Here is a 14,612-nt window from a genome sequence, read left to right on the forward strand (position 1 = left end):
CGCCGAGCATCTGCATCTCGTCGGCGATGATGTCGGTGGAGTATTTCTCCACGCCGTCCTGGCCGGTGTACTTGTCGTAGCGGATCGAGCCCTCGACGTAGACCTGGCTGCCCTTGCGCAGGTACTCGCCGGCGATCTCGCCGAGCTTGCCGAAGAACACCACGCGGTGCCATTCGGTGCGCTCCTGGGTATTGCCGTCGCGGTCCTTGCGCACGCTGGTGGTGGCCAGGCTGATCCGGGTCACGGCCATGCCGCCCTGGGTGTATTTGGTGTCGGGGTCGTTGCCGAGGTTGCCGACCAGGATCACCTTGTTGATACCACGCGCCATGTACGGGTCCTATGGGTTGTTGCTGGAGGTCTGCGGCGGCTGCGCCGTCTCGGCGGCCGCGCTACGGACATCTCAGTATACCCCCGGCCCCGGCGCCATCCGAACCCGCCGCGGCGAAGGCTAGGAAGCTTCCTAGCCGCCGTGATGGCCGCCCTGACCCGCAGATGAACATGCCCGCCGGCCGCGACGGCGGCCGCGGCGACCGGAATGCCGGGGCGCGGCGGCGCCTGCCGCTATAATTCGGCGTCTTTCCGCTTGCAGCACCGTCATGTCAGCACAGCCCCAGGCCGCCGTACCGGACCTCGCCGCCATCCAGTCGCTCGCGCGCGCCGACATGGATGCGGTCGATGCGCTGATCCGCCAGCGCCTGGCCTCGGACGTGGTCCTGATCAACCAGGTCGCCGAGTACATCGTCGGCGCCGGCGGCAAGCGGCTGCGGCCGATGCTGTTGCTGCTGGCGGCCGGTGCGACCGGTGGCGGCCGCCGCGCGATCGGCCGGCATGCCCACCAGCTGGCCGCGGTGGTCGAGTTCATCCACACCGCCACCCTGCTGCACGACGACGTGGTCGACGAATCCGACCTGCGCCGCGGCCGCAAGACCGCCAACGCGGTCTGGGGCAATGCCGCCAGCGTGCTGGTCGGCGACTTCCTGTACTCGCGCAGCTTCCAGCTGATGGTCGAACTCGACCGCATGGAGGTGATGCGGATCCTCGCCGACACCACCAACCGGATCGCCGAGGGCGAGGTGCTGCAGTTGCTGCACGTGCGCAACCCGGATACCGACGAGGCTGCCTATCTGCGGGTGATCGAGCGCAAGACCGCGGTGCTGTTCGCGGCCGCGACCCGGCTCGGCGCCCTGGTCTCCGGCGACGAAGTCGAACCGGCGGTCTGCGACGCCCTGCACGATTACGGCCTCAACCTCGGCTACGCGTTCCAGATCGCCGACGATGTGCTCGACTACGCCTCCGATGCCGAGACCCTGGGCAAGAACCTCGGCGACGATCTGGCCGAGGGCAAGGCCACGCTGCCGCTGATCCACGCAATGGCGCACAGCGACGCGGCGACCCGCGCGCGCCTGCGCACCGCGGTGGAGGAAGGCGATACCGAAGCGCTGCCCGAGGTGCTGGCCGCAATCCACGCCTGCGGCAGTCTGGACTACAGCCGCGGCCGCGCGGACGCCTATGCCGCTGCCGCCGAGGCCGCGCTCGAGCGCATCGGCGACAACGATTACAGCGCCGCCCTGCGCGGGCTGGCCCGCTACGCGGTCAGCCGCGACCACTGATTCAGGTCAACGCGCGATCCCGGTCAGCGCGAACCGGCGAAGCGCTCGTCCAGGAACAGCCGCATCATCGCCATCGCACGGCGCGCCGCACGCGCGTCGTAGCGGCAGTTGCTGTCGGCCGGATTGCCGGCGTCCTCCTCCTGGGCGAAGCAGTGGCGGGCGCCGCTGAAGTCGACGAACTGCCAGTCGGCGCCGGCCGCATCCATTTCCTGCTCGAAGGCACGGATGTCCTCATCCGGCACCGAGGCGTCGTCGGCGCCATTGAGCACCAGCAGCGGTGTGGCGATCTGTCGGCCCTCGCCCGGCAGATAGGTCTTCAGGCCACCGTGGAAGCTGATCACGCCGGCCAGCGGTTCGCCGGCGCGGGCCAGCTCCAGCGCCACCGAGCCGCCGAAGCAGAAGCCCAGCGCGGCGATCCGCTCCCGATCCAGCGGCACCCGGTCCGCCTGCGCCTTCAGCGCCGCCACCGCCCGCGCGGCCCGCTGGCGCAGCACGGTGCCGCCATCGGCGTAGGCGCGGCCGACCTGTTCGCGCGCCTGCGCATCGTCCTTCGGACGCACGTCCTTGCCGTAGACGTCGGCGACCAGCACCACGTAGTCCTGCCCGGCGATCTGGCGGGCCTTGGCGATCGCGGCGTCGCTGACGCCCATCCAGTTGGGCATCATCACCAGCCCCGGACGCGGCGCCTCGACGGCGTCGTCATGGACCAGCCGGCCCTCGAAGACCTGACCGTCGATCTCCCATTCCACGGGTTCGACCCGCATCGCCGCGGATGCGGGGGCGATGGCCAGCAACAGGGCGACAACGGCGACAAGTCGGTACATGGTCCGGCTCCGGCAGCGTGGGCGAACCCGGAGCCTACCGCGTCGGTGCCGCCGTCGCAGCGGCCGTCTCAGGCGATGCCCAGTCCCGGGATCGCGCTGATGCCTTCGGGGTCGAAGCCGGCCAGCCCGGCGAAATGGCGCCCGCGCGCCACGTAGTCGCGATACGGCCCGAAACTGGGCGCCCCCGGCGACAGCAACAACACGCCCTCGCCCGCCAATGCCTCGCGCGCGAGCGCCATCGCCTGTTCCAGCGAATCGGCCTGATGCAGCGCAAAGCCCGCGTCGGCGGCTTCCGGCGCCAGCAGCGCGGCGATGCGGGGGCCGTTCTGGCCCATGGCGACGATCGTCGCCGGCGCTCGCGTGCGCATCGCCGTGGCGAAATCCGACCAGTCCAGGCCGCGATCATGCCCGCCGACCAGCAGTGCCACCCGGCGTCCGGCGAAGCAGTCCAGCGCGGCCAGGGTCGCGTGCGGGGTGGTGCTGATCGAATCGTTGACGTATTCCACCCCGTCTCGCGTGCCCAGCGACTGCAGGCGATGCGGCAGCGGCCGGAAGCCGGTGGCGGCCGGCGCCAGCGCCGCCGCGTCCAGGCCCAGCGCCTCCAGCGCGGTCAGCACCGCGCACAGATTGCCGCGGTTGTGGCGGCCCGGCAGCGGCATGCCGGCGGTATCGAGCACCTCGGCATCGCCGCGGTACAGACGGTCGCCGCGCAGGTGCCAGCCACCCTCGTCGCCGTACCAGCGCAGCTCGCTGTCGGGCAGCCGCAGCGCGGCGAGGGTCGGGTCCGCGGCATTGAGCACGGCGATGCGCGGGCGTGCCGCGGTGACCAGCTTCAGCTTGTCCTCGACGTAGCGCTGCTGCGAGCCGTGCCAGTCCAGATGCTCGGGAAAGACATTGGTGACGACCGCGATCCGCGGCCGCGCTCCGCTGGCGGCGACGTCGCAGGTCTGGAAGCTGGACAACTCGATCGCCCAGTAGTCCGGCGCGGGCCGGGGATCGAGCAGTTCCAGCAGCGGCAGGCCGATGTTGCCGGCCAGGGCGGTCCGGTGCCCGCCCGCGCGCAGCAGGTGCGCCAGCAGCGCGGTGGTGGTGCTCTTGCCCTTGGTCCCGGTCACGCAGACCGCATCGGCGACCACACCGTCGGCGCCGGCACGCTCGCCGAACCACAGCGCGGTGCCGCCGACGAAGCGGGTGCCACGCGCGGCGGCCGCCCGCACCTCGTCGCGGTACGGACTGATTCCCGGCGACTTCACCACCAGCGCATGCGCGGCCAGCGCATCGGCCCCGGCACGGGTCCGCACGCTCAGGCGGGCATCGCCCAACGCGCGAGGCTCGGCCGCCTCGGCGTCGCCGCAGAACAGGGTCAGCGGCAACTGCGGGCAACGCTCGCGGATTGCCCGGTAGGCGGCGCGGCCTTCGCGGCCCCAGCCCCACAGGGCGATCGCGCCGCCCGCGGCGGCAATCGACTCAAGCCCGGAAATACGCATCCAGCCATTCCGCCAGGGCCGCGGGAATGCGGTGTTCCTCGTCCGGCACCAGCAACGGCTCCACCGCGAGTTCGGCACGGTCGAGCTGCGGCTCGATCTCGCGCGCGAAACGCTCCACCAGCGCATCGCCGCGCCATTCGGCGCGGGTCGCCAGCAGCGCCATCGCCGCGCGCGACTCGCGCCCCTCGCCGACGCACTCGAACGGTTTGTGCTCGCGGAACTCCAGCAGCGCGTCGTAGCCGGCGGTCTGGTCCGGATCGTCGAGCAGGTTGCGGCCAAAGATGCCGACCAGCCGCGGCTTGGGCATGAACGGCGCCAGCGCCAGGAACACGAAGTGGCACTTCGGACAGACCCCGCACCAGCGGTTGGCGGGACGCTCGCCGAGGATGTGGAAGTTGCGATTGCAACTGGAGAAATGACCGTCGTAGCGGTCGCTCTTCGCGAACTGGCGCGCCACCGCCAGCTCGCTCAACGGCCGCAGCAGCGAGTAGTAGTGCAGGTCGGCGGCGACGTGCCGCTGCACATGCTCGCCGAACGCCTTCTCGAACGCCCAGCCCTTGGACCACTGGTGATTGACCTCGCTGGTCACGCTGCCGTCGGCGGCGAGGATCAGGCTGCCGTAGCTGGCCGAACGCTCGTTCGAGAACACCACCTGGTCGGCGCCGCGCAGGACCGCGGTCAGCACCAGGATCGCCGAGTTCACCGCGGTCACCGGGATATGGCCGTTCCACGCCCCCTGGCGGTTGTACTCGAACAGCTCCGGCGCCAGCGCGCGGCCGATGTTCAGGGTCGGCAGGCCGGTGCGCTCGGCGCAGGCGCGGATCAGCTGCGACCCGCCGATCCAGCTCACGCTCTGCTCGACGCCCAGCGTGCGCAGCGCCTCGATGCTGACCAGCGAATCCTTGCCGCCGCCGATCGCGACCAGGGCGTGCCGGTCCAGGCCCAGCCCGGGCGCCGGCGCGGCCGGGTCGGCCTCGTGCGGGAAACGTATCCGCCCATGCAGGTCGAGGCCATTGCGATAGGCGAACTCGCCCAGGCCGTTGATGTAGATCGTTTCGATCAGCCGCGCGGTATCGGCATCGATCGTGTAGCCGTCGATGCGGATGCGCTTGGGCACCGCCGCCTTGTAGTAGCTGACGCCGGCGATCAGGTGCAGCAGCCGCAGCGCGTGCTCGATCGCCGCGGCGCGCGCCGGGTCCGCTGCGGCACCGCCGTCGAAGAACGGCGCACCCGGCACGGTGACGGTCTCGACCAGCTCGGGGCCGTCGTCGAAGGCATAGACCAGCTGCGCCACGCCGGTGGCGGGATCGAAACCGCAGCGGACGAACCGGAACGATTCGACTGCGTCGCGCTGGAACCTGTTGTCACTCATTCCGTTCACTCATTCAATGACATCCTCGGCCGGCAGGGCCCGCAGGTTGTAGGTACTCGCCATCGCGTAGCCGTAGGCGCCGGCGTCCGCGATCAGCATGATGTCGCCCGGCGCGGTACCGGCCGGGAGCTTGACCCGGTGGCCGAACACGTCGCTGGACTCGCAGATCGGCCCGACCACGTCGAACGCGCCGTCGGTGGCCGCATCGAGCTGCTGCAGGTTGACGATCTCGTGCCAGGCGTCGTACAGAGCCGGACGCACCAGCACGTTCATGCCCGCGTCCAGACCGACCCGCAGGATGCCGTCCTTCTCGACCACCTGGGTCGCGCGCGCCAGCAGCACGCCGCCCTCGGCGACCAAGAAGCGGCCCGGCTCGATCGCCAGCTCGAACGCCGGATGGATCGCCTTGACCTCGGCCAGGCCGTCGGCCCAGTCCTGCAGGTCGAACGGCTCGTCGTCCTGGCCGTAGGGAATCGGCAGCCCGCCGCCGATGTCCAGCACCTGCACGCTGCCGATGCGGCGGGCGAAGCCGGCCAGCTCGTCGTACATCTGCCGCCAGTGCGCGCGCGTCTCCACCCCGCTGCCCAGGTGCGCATGCACGCCGACGATGCTGATCTCCAGCGCACGCGCTGCATCGACGAACTCGTCCACGCGCGCGGCGGCGAGGCCGAACTTGGAGGTCTTGCCGCCGGTGTTGACCTTCTCATGGTGGCCGTCGCCGTGGCCGAGGTCGATGCGCAGCCACAGGCTGCGGCCGCGGAAGATCTCCGGCCAGCGGCGCAGCGCCTCGACATTGTCGAGGGTCACGGTCACGCCCCGCTCCAGCGCGGCGGCGTATTCGTGGTGAGGCGCGAAGCTCGGCGTGAACAGCACCCGCGCCGGATCCAGTTCCGGCAGCACCTCGAACACCCGCTGCAACTCGCCTTCCGACACGCACTCCAGCCCGAAGCCCTCGGCGACCAGCGCCTTGAGCACCGCCGGGTGCGAGTTGGCCTTGATCGCGTAGTAGCGGCGGTCGACCGCTTCGATCGCGGCCAGCTGGCGCGCGCGCTCGCGCACGGTCGGCAGGTGATAGACGTAGCGCGGGGTGTCGGCGGCGGCCAGCGCCAGCAACTGCTCGCGCCGCCCCTTCCACCACGGCACCGGCTTCGGCCGCAGTTGGCCCTGGATCTCGCGCCAGCGCGGCCCGAACACCTGCGCCTCGTGCACCGGCATCGCGCCGCTGTCGATCAGCTCGGCGTGCAGGATCGGCAGCATGCCGTCGGCGTCGGCCTCGTCGATGACGAAGGTCAGGTTGAGGTCGTTGGAGGACTGCGAGATCAGGTGCACGCGCTCCTTGCCGAACGCCGCCCACACCCCCGACAGCTTGTGCAGCAGCGAGCGGATGCCGCGTCCGACCAGGGTGATCGCCGCGCAGGACACGATCACCTTGACCCGGCAGATCTGCTCCAGGTCGGCCGACAACGCTTCCAGCACGTTGGTGCTGACCAGGTTCTCGCTGGGGTCCAGCGACACGGTGACGTTGGTCTCCGAGGAACCGATCAGGTCGACCGACAGGCCGTGGTGCTTGAACTTCTCGAAGATGTCGGCGAGGAAGCCGACCGACTGCCACATGCCGACGCTTTCCATCGACACCAGCACGATGCCGTTGCGGCGGCTGATCGCCTTGACCCCGGGAATCGTCGCCGCCAGCGTATCGATGCGGGTGCCCGGCAGCTCCGGGCGCTCGGTGTCGAGGATCGCCATCGGCACGCTGGCGTGCCGGCACGGGCCCAGCGAACGCGGATGCAGGACCTTGGCGCCGGTGGTCGCGATTTCCTGCGCCTCGGCGTAGTCGAGCCGGGTCAGCAAGCGCGCGTCCGGCACCTCGCGCGGGTTGGCGCTGAACATGCCCGGCACGTCGGTCCAGATCTCGACCCGCTGCGCCTTGAGCAGGCCGCCGAAGTACGCCGCCGAGGTGTCCGAGCCGCCGCGGCCGAGCACCGCGGTGCCGCCGTCGCCGTGGCGGGCGATGAAGCCCTGGGTGATCAGGAGCGGGTTGGACTGCGCGGCGAAGCGTTCGGCGAAGCCCGCGTCGGCCTCGCGCCGGCAGTTCACCGACAGCCGCTGGGCCCAGCCGCTGGCATTGGGCAGCGACACCGCGTCGAGCCAGTCGCGCGCATCGCACCAGCCGAAGTCGTGACCGCTGGCGCGCAGGTAGGCGGCGCCGAGGGTCGAGGACATCAGCTCGCCCTGGGCCAGCACCTCGGCCTGCCAGTCCAGCGCCAGCGACGCCGCGCGCGGATCGACGGCGAGCGCGCGCAGGGTCGCCAGACGCTCGCCCAGCACCGTCTCCGGGGCCAGGCCGAGTTCGTCGCAGAACGCGCGGTGGCGCTCGGCCAGCGCGTCGACCCGCGCCGCGATGCCGTCGCCGGCGCAGATCGCGGTCAGCTCGTTGGTGACGCCGGACAGGGCCGAGACCACGACCAGGACCCGCACACCATCCTCGGCCCTGCGTTTGGCAGCCAGCGTCCCGATGGTGTCCCAACGGTTGCGACGCGACACCGATGTCCCGCCGAACTTGAGTACGACCCAACGCTGTGTTTCTGCCACCGCCTTGCCTCTGGGTTATGTCGATATGGGAAAACGAACCGGCACTGGCGGCCGGTCCGGCCTAGAATCGTCGCCCCGCATCATCATCGCGAATCCGCGGCGACATCCCGCCAGGCAGATCCATCCGGTCGCGGGATATTCATTCCAAGCCGGCGATTCTAGAGCAACTGCCCTCCCTTCTCCCCCCGAAATCCCGTTTCCGTCATGACCCGTCGTTATCTGCAAATGGATGTATTCGCCGACCGCCCCGGCGCCGGCAACCCGCTGGCCGTGATTCCTGACGCCGAAGGCCTGGACGACGACGCGATGCAGGCGATCGCACGCTGGACCCGGCTGCCGGAAACCACCTTCGTATTCGCTCCGACCCGCCCCGGCGCCAGCTACCGGGTGCGCATGTTCAGCCCGCGCCGCGAAGTGCCGTTCGCCGGCCACCCGAGCATCGGCACCGCCCACGTGGTGCTGGAGGCCGGCCTGGCCGCTCCGGTCGACGGCCTGCTGTGGCAGGAGGGCGCGGCCGGCGTGCTGCCGCTGGCGGTCGACGGCGAGGGCCCGCAGCGGACGATCTCGGTGCGGACGCCGCGGGCTTCGGTGGTCGAGGTCGCCGATGCCGACGATCCGCGCCTGGCCCAGCTCCTGGCCGGGTTGGCGGCGGGCAGCCCGGATGCCGTGGTGCTGCCCCCGGCCCTGGTCGACGGCGGCCGCCGCTGGTGGCTGGCCGAGCTGGCCGACGAACGGACCCTGCGCGGCGCCGATCCGGAATGGGAGGCGATCGAGGCGCTGGCGCACGCGACCGGCAGCATGGGCCTGTGCGCATTCGCCCGCGCCGAGGCCGGCAACGGCGACTACGACCTGGTCGTGCGCGCCTTCGTCGGCGCCACCGCCCGTTTCGAGGACGCCGCCTCCGGCGCCGCCAACGCGACCCTGGCCGCCTGGCTGGCCCACAACGACGCCCTGCCCGGCGCGGGCGGCCGCTACCTGGTCAGCCAGGGCCGCGAGGTCGGCTACGACGCCCGTCTGCAGCTGCGGGTCGACGACGACGGCGAAGTCTGGTCCGGCGGCCGCATCTGCAACGTGCTCAGCGGCAGCATCGACTGGCGCTGACCGGGGCGCCCCGCGCACGACCGCGGGTGGCCATGAGGGCCCCGTCGCGGCTCACGCCGCTCCTACGACATGCCCCGCCCCCTGAGTCAGGGGGCGATTCGCGCCGCAGGTGCGAATGGGGGTGTGGAAGCGCAACGGCGGGGCCCAAGGTTTGCGAAGCAAACTCTGGGGATTCCCGGGCGCAGTCCAGGGATCGCAGCTTACGCAGCTCCTACAGGAGCAGCGGCCTTCTCTCGTAGGAGCGGCGTGAGCCGCGATGGGGCTTTCGTGGGAAAGCCCGGCCGCCACTTACGCGGCTCCTGCGGGCACGCCTACAGCCTCGCCGTGGCCGCTTGCGGCCGGCAGGCCCGCCACCAGTCCAGCACCCGCCCCGCCACCACCGCCGCGTCGCGGCCCAGCAGCGGTCCGACGTGGCTGGCGCCGGCCAGTTCGAACAGATCGCCCCGCCACGCCGTCGCCAGCGCGCGGGTCAACGCCGGCGGCACGTCCTCGTCGGCACCTGAAGCGATGCACAGCAATGGACGGCACGGCGGGGCCAGCTCGATGCCGGCGTGCGCCTGCGCCAGCACCTGCCCGGACTCGTCGCGCCAGCGCCGGAACGCGAACAACGCGGTCGCCGGGTCGGCCTCGGGAATCGCGCGGCGGGTCGAGTCCAGCCGCGCCTGCTGCCGCCACGGCACCCGCGCCGGCCACTCGCGCGCCGGCAGCTCCCATGCCCACGGCGCGGGTGGCAGTGGATTGACCAGCACCAGGGCATCGGCGGCATCGGCGATGGCCGCAGCCAGCAGACCGCCCAGGCTCGCGCCGACCAGCAGACGCGGGCCGGGCAGCGCCGACAACGCCGCCCGGGCCTGCGCGAGGTAGTCGTCCAGCGCGGTCGCCTCCAGCCCGCCGGCCGCCGGCATCAGGTCCGGGGCCGCGACCGCCAGCCCCTGCGCTTCCAGCAGCGGTCGCCAGCGGGCCCACTCCCAGCCGCCGCCACCGGCACCGTGCAACAACAGGGCATGGCCGCGGGCGCTCGCCGCCACCGCCCGCACTCAGCCCTTCAGCGTGGCCGACAGGCTGACCGGCACCGCCAGCGCGCGCGAGATCACGCAGCCGGCCTTGGCGCCTTCGGCGATCCGCTGGAAGGTGGCGTCGTCGATGCCCGGCACGCTGGCCTCCACGACCAGGTTCACTCCGGTCACGGTCGGCCCCGGGTCCATGCCCGGCTCCATCGTCACCTCGGCGCGGGTCTGGATGCGGTCGGGGGTGAAGCCCGCCTTGCCCAGCACCGCCGACAACGCCATGCTGAAGCAGCCGGCGTGGGCGGCGGCCAGCAGCTCTTCGGGGTTGGTGCCCTTCTCGTCGCCGAAGCGGGTCTTGAACGAATAGTTCTGGGCCTCGAACAGGCCGCTCTGCGGAGTGCTCATCGTGCCATTGCCGGCCTGCAGGTCGCCCTGCCAGACCGCGTCCGCGTATCGCTTGAACGCCATTGCCGTCTCCTCGATGGGTGGGGGGCCGCGCCGGCCCGGGGGCGACGCGGACCGCCTATCGTGGCACGCCGGTGGCCGAGCGCCGTGAGCGCGGCGTCACGACGCGGCCGGGACTTGACCCGGTCCGGCGACAGCGCGAGCCTTGAGGCCCGGCCCGGAACCCCAGCGGCTCCGACCGGGACCCGCCATGACCGCCCGCCGAGCGCCTTCCGCCTCGGACGGCAGCGTTTCCGACGCGGACAGCCATGACGACGAGCGCGGATCGTTCCGCGAAAGGCCCGGCCGACCGTGGCCGGACTTCCCAAGAACCCCGGGAGGTACGACGTCATGCCCTACTCCACAGCGAGCATCCGCAACGTGGCCCTGGCAGGCCACCCCGCCGCCGGCAAGACCACCCTGTTCGAAGCCCTGCTGCACGCCGGCGGCACCGTCCAGACGGCAGGCAGCATCGAGCGCGGCACCACCCTGTCCGATTTCGACCCGATGGAGAAATCGCGCGGCCACTCCTTGGACGCGGCGATCGCCAGCACCGACCACGGCGGCATCCATCTCAATCTGATCGACACCCCCGGCTACCCCGATTTCCGCGGCCCGGCGCTGTCGGCGCTGGCTGCGGTCGAGACCGTGCTGGTGGTGGTCGACGCCGATCACGGCGTCGAATACGGCACCCGGCGGATGATGGACTACGCGCGCGAACGCAAGTTGTGCCGCGCCATCGTCGTCAACAAGATCGACCACGACGGCGCCGATCCGGCGCGGGTGCTGGAAGAACTGCGCGAGAGCTTCGGTCCGGTCTGCCTGCCGTTGAACCTGCCCACCGGCAACGGCAGCGGCGTCGTCGACTGCTTCGGCAGTTCCGCCGGCGACAGCGACCTCGGCCCGGTCGCCGACTGGCACCAGCGGATCATCGACCAGGTGGTCGAGGTCAACGAAACGGTGATGGAACACTACCTCGACCTCGGCGAGGACGGGCTGGGCGGCGACGAGCTGCACGATGCGTTCGAACAGTGCCTGCGCGAGGGGCATCTGGTGCCGGTGGTGTTCTGCTCGGCGCGCGACGGCACCGGGGTGAAGGAGCTGCTGGCGATCGCCGAGCGGCTGTTCCCGCATCCGGGCGAGGCCAATCCGCCGCCGTTCGAGAAGCGCAACGGCGCCGGCATGGTCGCGGTGCAGGCGCGTCCGGATCCGGACGCGCACGTGATCGCCGACGTGTTCAAGGTCGTCAACGACCCCTTCGTCGGCAAGCTGGCGGCCTTCCGCGTCTACCAGGGCACGGTCCGCCGCGACAGCCAGTTGTTCGTCGACGACGGCAAGAAGCCGTTCAAGGTCGGCCACCTGTTCAAGCTCAGGGGCAGGGAACACATCGAGATCGACCAGGCCGTGCCGGGCGACATCGCCGCGGTCGCCAAGGTCGACGACCTGCATTTCGATGCGGTCCTGCACGACAGCCACGACGAGGACCAGATCCACCTGGCGCCGCTGGACTTCCCCCGGCCGATGTTCGGGCTGGCGGTCAGCGCCACCCGCAAGGGCCAGGAACAGAAGCTCGCCGCGGCCCTGCACAAACTGGCCGAGGAGGACCCCTGCTTCGTCGTCGAACACGAGGCCGAGACCAACGAGACGGTGATCCGCGGCCTGTCCGACCTGCATCTGCGGGTGAACCTGGAGCGGCTGCAGGAGCGGCACGGCGTCGAGGTCGCGTCGCGGCCGCCGCGGATCGCCTACCGCGAGACCGTCAGCGGCAAGGCCGAGGGGCATCACCGGCACAAGAAGCAGACCGGCGGCGCCGGCCAGTTCGGCGAGGTGTTCCTGCGCATCGAGCCGCTGCCGCGCGGCGGCGGCTTCGAGTTCGTCGACGAGGTCAAGGGCGGCACCATCCCCGGCCAGTTCCTGCCCGCGGTCGAGAAGGGCGTGCGCCAGGTGCTGCAGGGCGGCGCGCTGGCCGGCTACCCGATGCAGGACATCCGGGTGATCGTCTACGACGGCAAGCACCACCCGGTCGACAGCAAGGAGGTCGCCTTCGTCGCCGCCGGCAAGAAGGCCTTCCTCGACGCGGTGCAGAAGGCGCGGCCGCAGGTGCTGGAGCCGATCGTCGACCTGGAGGTCAATGCGCCGGAACAGCACATGGGCGACATCAGCGGCGGTCTGGCCTCCAAGCGCGCGCGGATCAACGGCACCGACGCCCTGCGCGGCGGCGAGATCGTGGTCAAGGCGCAGGTGCCGCTGTCGGAACTGGAGGGCTACGCGGCCGAGCTGAAGTCGGTGACGGCCGGACGTGGCCGCTACTCGCTGGACTTCAGCCACTACGAGCCGGTGCCGGCGCAGGTGCAGCAGAAGCTGGTCGACGCCTACAAGCCGCATCACGAGGAGGATGGATGAACGGGAACGCGACCCATCCCAAATACCTGGCCTACCTGCGGCAGCGCCAGCAGCTGGACGAGCGCCTGCTGGCGGTGACCGAACGCTATGAAAAGGCGCTGCTGACGCTGTCCGGCGGCGCCATCGCGATCTCGCTGACCTTCCTGGAAAAGATCGCGATCGCACCGACGGCGGCCAGTGTGCCGGTGATGGGACTGTCGTGGCTGTTCCTGGTCTTCGCGGTCCTGCTCGGGTTCGTGTCGATCTACTTCTCGTCGGTCGCGGTGGAGCGCGCCCGCGCCGAGAACGAAGACGATTACGCCAACTTCCTCCGCGCCGAAAGCGGATCTGGAGAGGGCCGCAACCCTCCACCCGGCCGGGCAAGATTGCTGTCGACCTATATCAAGCGCTGCAGCTTCGCGGCGACCGCCTGCCTGGTGGCGGGCCTGTTCCTGCTGTGCACATTCGCGACACTCAACCTGTTTTCGAGCACCGCTCAAGGAGAACGCAGCATGCCCGACCTCGAACACACCCCATTGCAGGGCCCGCAAGGACAGGCCCCCGAAGACACCCACAGGGGCTCCTACACCCCCGAGCGCCAGGAGCAGGGGCCGCCTGCGGGCAAGCCCGGCGAGAACGGCGGACAGGACCAGGACGATGCCTCCGATGGCGGCTGAACACGGCGATCGCGGGCACCCGGCGCGGCGCAAGGACGGCTGATGGGCAAGGCACACCGCCTGGCCGAAGCGCAGCGGCTGGAGGACATCCCCAACATCGGCCCGTCGATGGCCGACGACCTGCGCGCGCTCGGCATCGACGCGCCGGCGGAGCTGCGCGGCCGCGACGCGACCGGGCTCTATCTGCAGCTGTGCGCGCTGACCGGCCTGCGCCAGGACCCCTGCGTGCTGGATACCTTCATCGCCGCGGTCGCGTTTGCCGAGCACGACGACGCGCGCCCGTGGTGGGACTTCACCGCGCAGCGCAAACGCGACTGGCCGGCGGTCGAAGCGCGTCTGCCGGCCGACCTGCGCCGCATGCGATGACAGCCGCGTGGAAGAGGCCCATCGTCAACCGCTCGCTTCATGAGGCTTCCACGGCGATGATGGAACGCTGTCGAACGTCATCCGTCGTACGGAGCTGGAGCCCCATGACGCCGAACCAGGTGCCGAGCCACCGACCTCCACCCGCGGGCATCGCCGGCGCCGCGGCGATCATCGCGATCGCGCTGGCGGCGCCGTCCGCAACGGCGCAGACGCCATCGCAACCGCCCGACCTGTCGCCGCTGGAAGGCCGCACCCGGGTCAGCTACGAGTACCGGCTGCCGGAAGGCCATCCGGCCACCGAAGCGATGCGCCAGGCGATCCTCGACGCCGCCACCCGCCAGCGCGACAACCAGGGCGGCGATCTCTACATACGCTACTCGACCCTGCGCGGAGGCGTCTTTCCGCACGACGGCGCACGCCCGCTGCCGCCGCGCGACGCGTTGCCGGAACAGGGCGTCTCCGGCGACCGCTTCTCGGCCAGCGTCTGCGGCAACCGCCGCCAGCAGCGCTGGGATTTCGTGTGGAGCGACGGCACCACGCCGGGCTGGCGGCTGATCGGCTACCACAACCACCGGGTCAAGCGCTGCGAGCCGGGCTGGGAAGCCAACCCCTGACCCGTCGCGGCGTCATCGTCGCGCGATCACCGGACGGAGTCGGCAGGAGCGGCACAAGCCGCGGGGGCCTACCCAAGAAAGCTCCATCGCGGCTCACGCCGCTCCTACGGGATGCGATCTAGCACGCCCCCCCCCC

General features: G+C 71.1%; 13 protein-coding genes. 6 read left to right on the forward strand and 7 right to left on the reverse strand.

The features are described from left to right. Positions 1 to 328 (reverse strand): single-stranded DNA-binding protein (gene ssb, locus FKV24_RS02170; protein WP_141481033.1); only part of this gene is annotated, 328 nt, incomplete at its 3' end. Positions 329 to 596: 268 nt separating this feature from the next. Between ssb and FKV24_RS02175 the strand changes: the two genes are divergently transcribed. Beyond that, entirely contained in the window at positions 597 to 1,610 is a 1,014-nt protein-coding gene (locus FKV24_RS02175; RefSeq protein ID WP_141481034.1) for a polyprenyl synthetase family protein, read from the forward strand. Positions 1,611 to 1,633: 23 nt separating this feature from the next. Here FKV24_RS02175 and FKV24_RS02180 read toward each other — a convergent pair whose 3' ends face one another. The 4 genes from FKV24_RS02180 to FKV24_RS02195 form a co-directional block, all read right to left on the reverse strand. Beyond that, complete coding sequence (locus tag FKV24_RS02180; protein WP_141481035.1) at positions 1,634 to 2,434, reverse strand: dienelactone hydrolase family protein; 801 nt, start codon at positions 2,432 to 2,434, stop codon at positions 1,634 to 1,636. Between the two features lie 68 nt (positions 2,435 to 2,502). Further along, entirely contained in the window at positions 2,503 to 3,921 is a 1,419-nt protein-coding gene (murD, locus tag FKV24_RS02185; RefSeq protein WP_141481036.1) for a UDP-N-acetylmuramoyl-L-alanine--D-glutamate ligase, read from the reverse strand. Next, the gene (gene murL, locus FKV24_RS02190) at positions 3,902 to 5,293 is read right to left on the reverse strand and encodes a UDP-N-acetyl-alpha-D-muramoyl-L-alanyl-L-glutamate epimerase (protein ID WP_141481037.1); all 1,392 of its coding nucleotides are present in this window, start codon (positions 5,291 to 5,293) and stop codon (positions 3,902 to 3,904) included. Before murL ends, murD begins: the two co-directional genes overlap by 20 nt. Before the next feature lie 9 nt (positions 5,294 to 5,302). Then, on the reverse strand, positions 5,303 to 7,885 hold the full coding sequence (locus tag FKV24_RS02195; RefSeq protein WP_141481038.1) for a bifunctional aspartate kinase/diaminopimelate decarboxylase: 2,583 nt from the start codon (positions 7,883 to 7,885) through the stop codon (positions 5,303 to 5,305). 204 nt (positions 7,886 to 8,089) lie between these two features. On the opposite strand from FKV24_RS02195, the gene FKV24_RS02200 reads away from it, so the two are divergent. Continuing rightward, complete coding sequence (locus FKV24_RS02200; RefSeq protein ID WP_141481039.1) at positions 8,090 to 8,986, forward strand: PhzF family phenazine biosynthesis protein; 897 nt, start codon at positions 8,090 to 8,092, stop codon at positions 8,984 to 8,986. Between the two features lie 311 nt (positions 8,987 to 9,297). Here FKV24_RS02200 and FKV24_RS02205 read toward each other — a convergent pair whose 3' ends face one another. After that, a complete protein-coding gene (locus tag FKV24_RS02205; protein WP_170288178.1) occupies positions 9,298 to 10,014 on the reverse strand; it encodes an alpha/beta fold hydrolase in 717 nt (238 codons plus the stop codon). Between the two features lie 9 nt (positions 10,015 to 10,023). Continuing rightward, positions 10,024 to 10,461 carry an OsmC family protein gene (locus tag FKV24_RS02210; protein WP_141481041.1) on the reverse strand — a complete coding sequence of 146 codons (438 nt, stop codon included), beginning with the start codon at positions 10,459 to 10,461 and terminating at the stop codon, positions 10,024 to 10,026. Positions 10,462 to 10,788: 327 nt separating this feature from the next. Here FKV24_RS02210 and fusA point away from each other — a divergent pair, with 327 nt between their 5' ends. The 4 genes from fusA to FKV24_RS02230 all read left to right on the forward strand — a co-directional run bounded on the left by fusA (position 10,789) and on the right by FKV24_RS02230 (position 14,476). Continuing rightward, on the forward strand, positions 10,789 to 12,840 hold the full coding sequence (fusA, locus tag FKV24_RS02215) for an elongation factor G (RefSeq protein ID WP_141481042.1): 2,052 nt from the start codon (positions 10,789 to 10,791) through the stop codon (positions 12,838 to 12,840). Next, entirely contained in the window at positions 12,837 to 13,496 is a 660-nt protein-coding gene (locus tag FKV24_RS02220; RefSeq protein ID WP_111265766.1) for a hypothetical protein, read from the forward strand. The genes fusA and FKV24_RS02220 overlap by 4 nt, the downstream gene beginning before the upstream one ends. A gap of 42 nt (positions 13,497 to 13,538) precedes the next feature. Beyond that, on the forward strand, positions 13,539 to 13,862 hold the full coding sequence (locus FKV24_RS02225) for a helix-hairpin-helix domain-containing protein (protein WP_141481043.1): 324 nt from the start codon (positions 13,539 to 13,541) through the stop codon (positions 13,860 to 13,862). 104 nt (positions 13,863 to 13,966) lie between these two features. Beyond that, the gene (locus tag FKV24_RS02230) at positions 13,967 to 14,476 is read left to right on the forward strand and encodes a hypothetical protein (protein ID WP_111265764.1); all 510 of its coding nucleotides are present in this window, start codon (positions 13,967 to 13,969) and stop codon (positions 14,474 to 14,476) included. Positions 14,477 to 14,612 lie beyond the last annotated feature (136 nt).

The sequence above is a fragment of the Marilutibacter maris genome (assembly GCF_006546735.2).
GTDB classification, from domain to species: Bacteria; Pseudomonadota; Gammaproteobacteria; order Xanthomonadales; family Xanthomonadaceae; genus Marilutibacter; species Marilutibacter maris.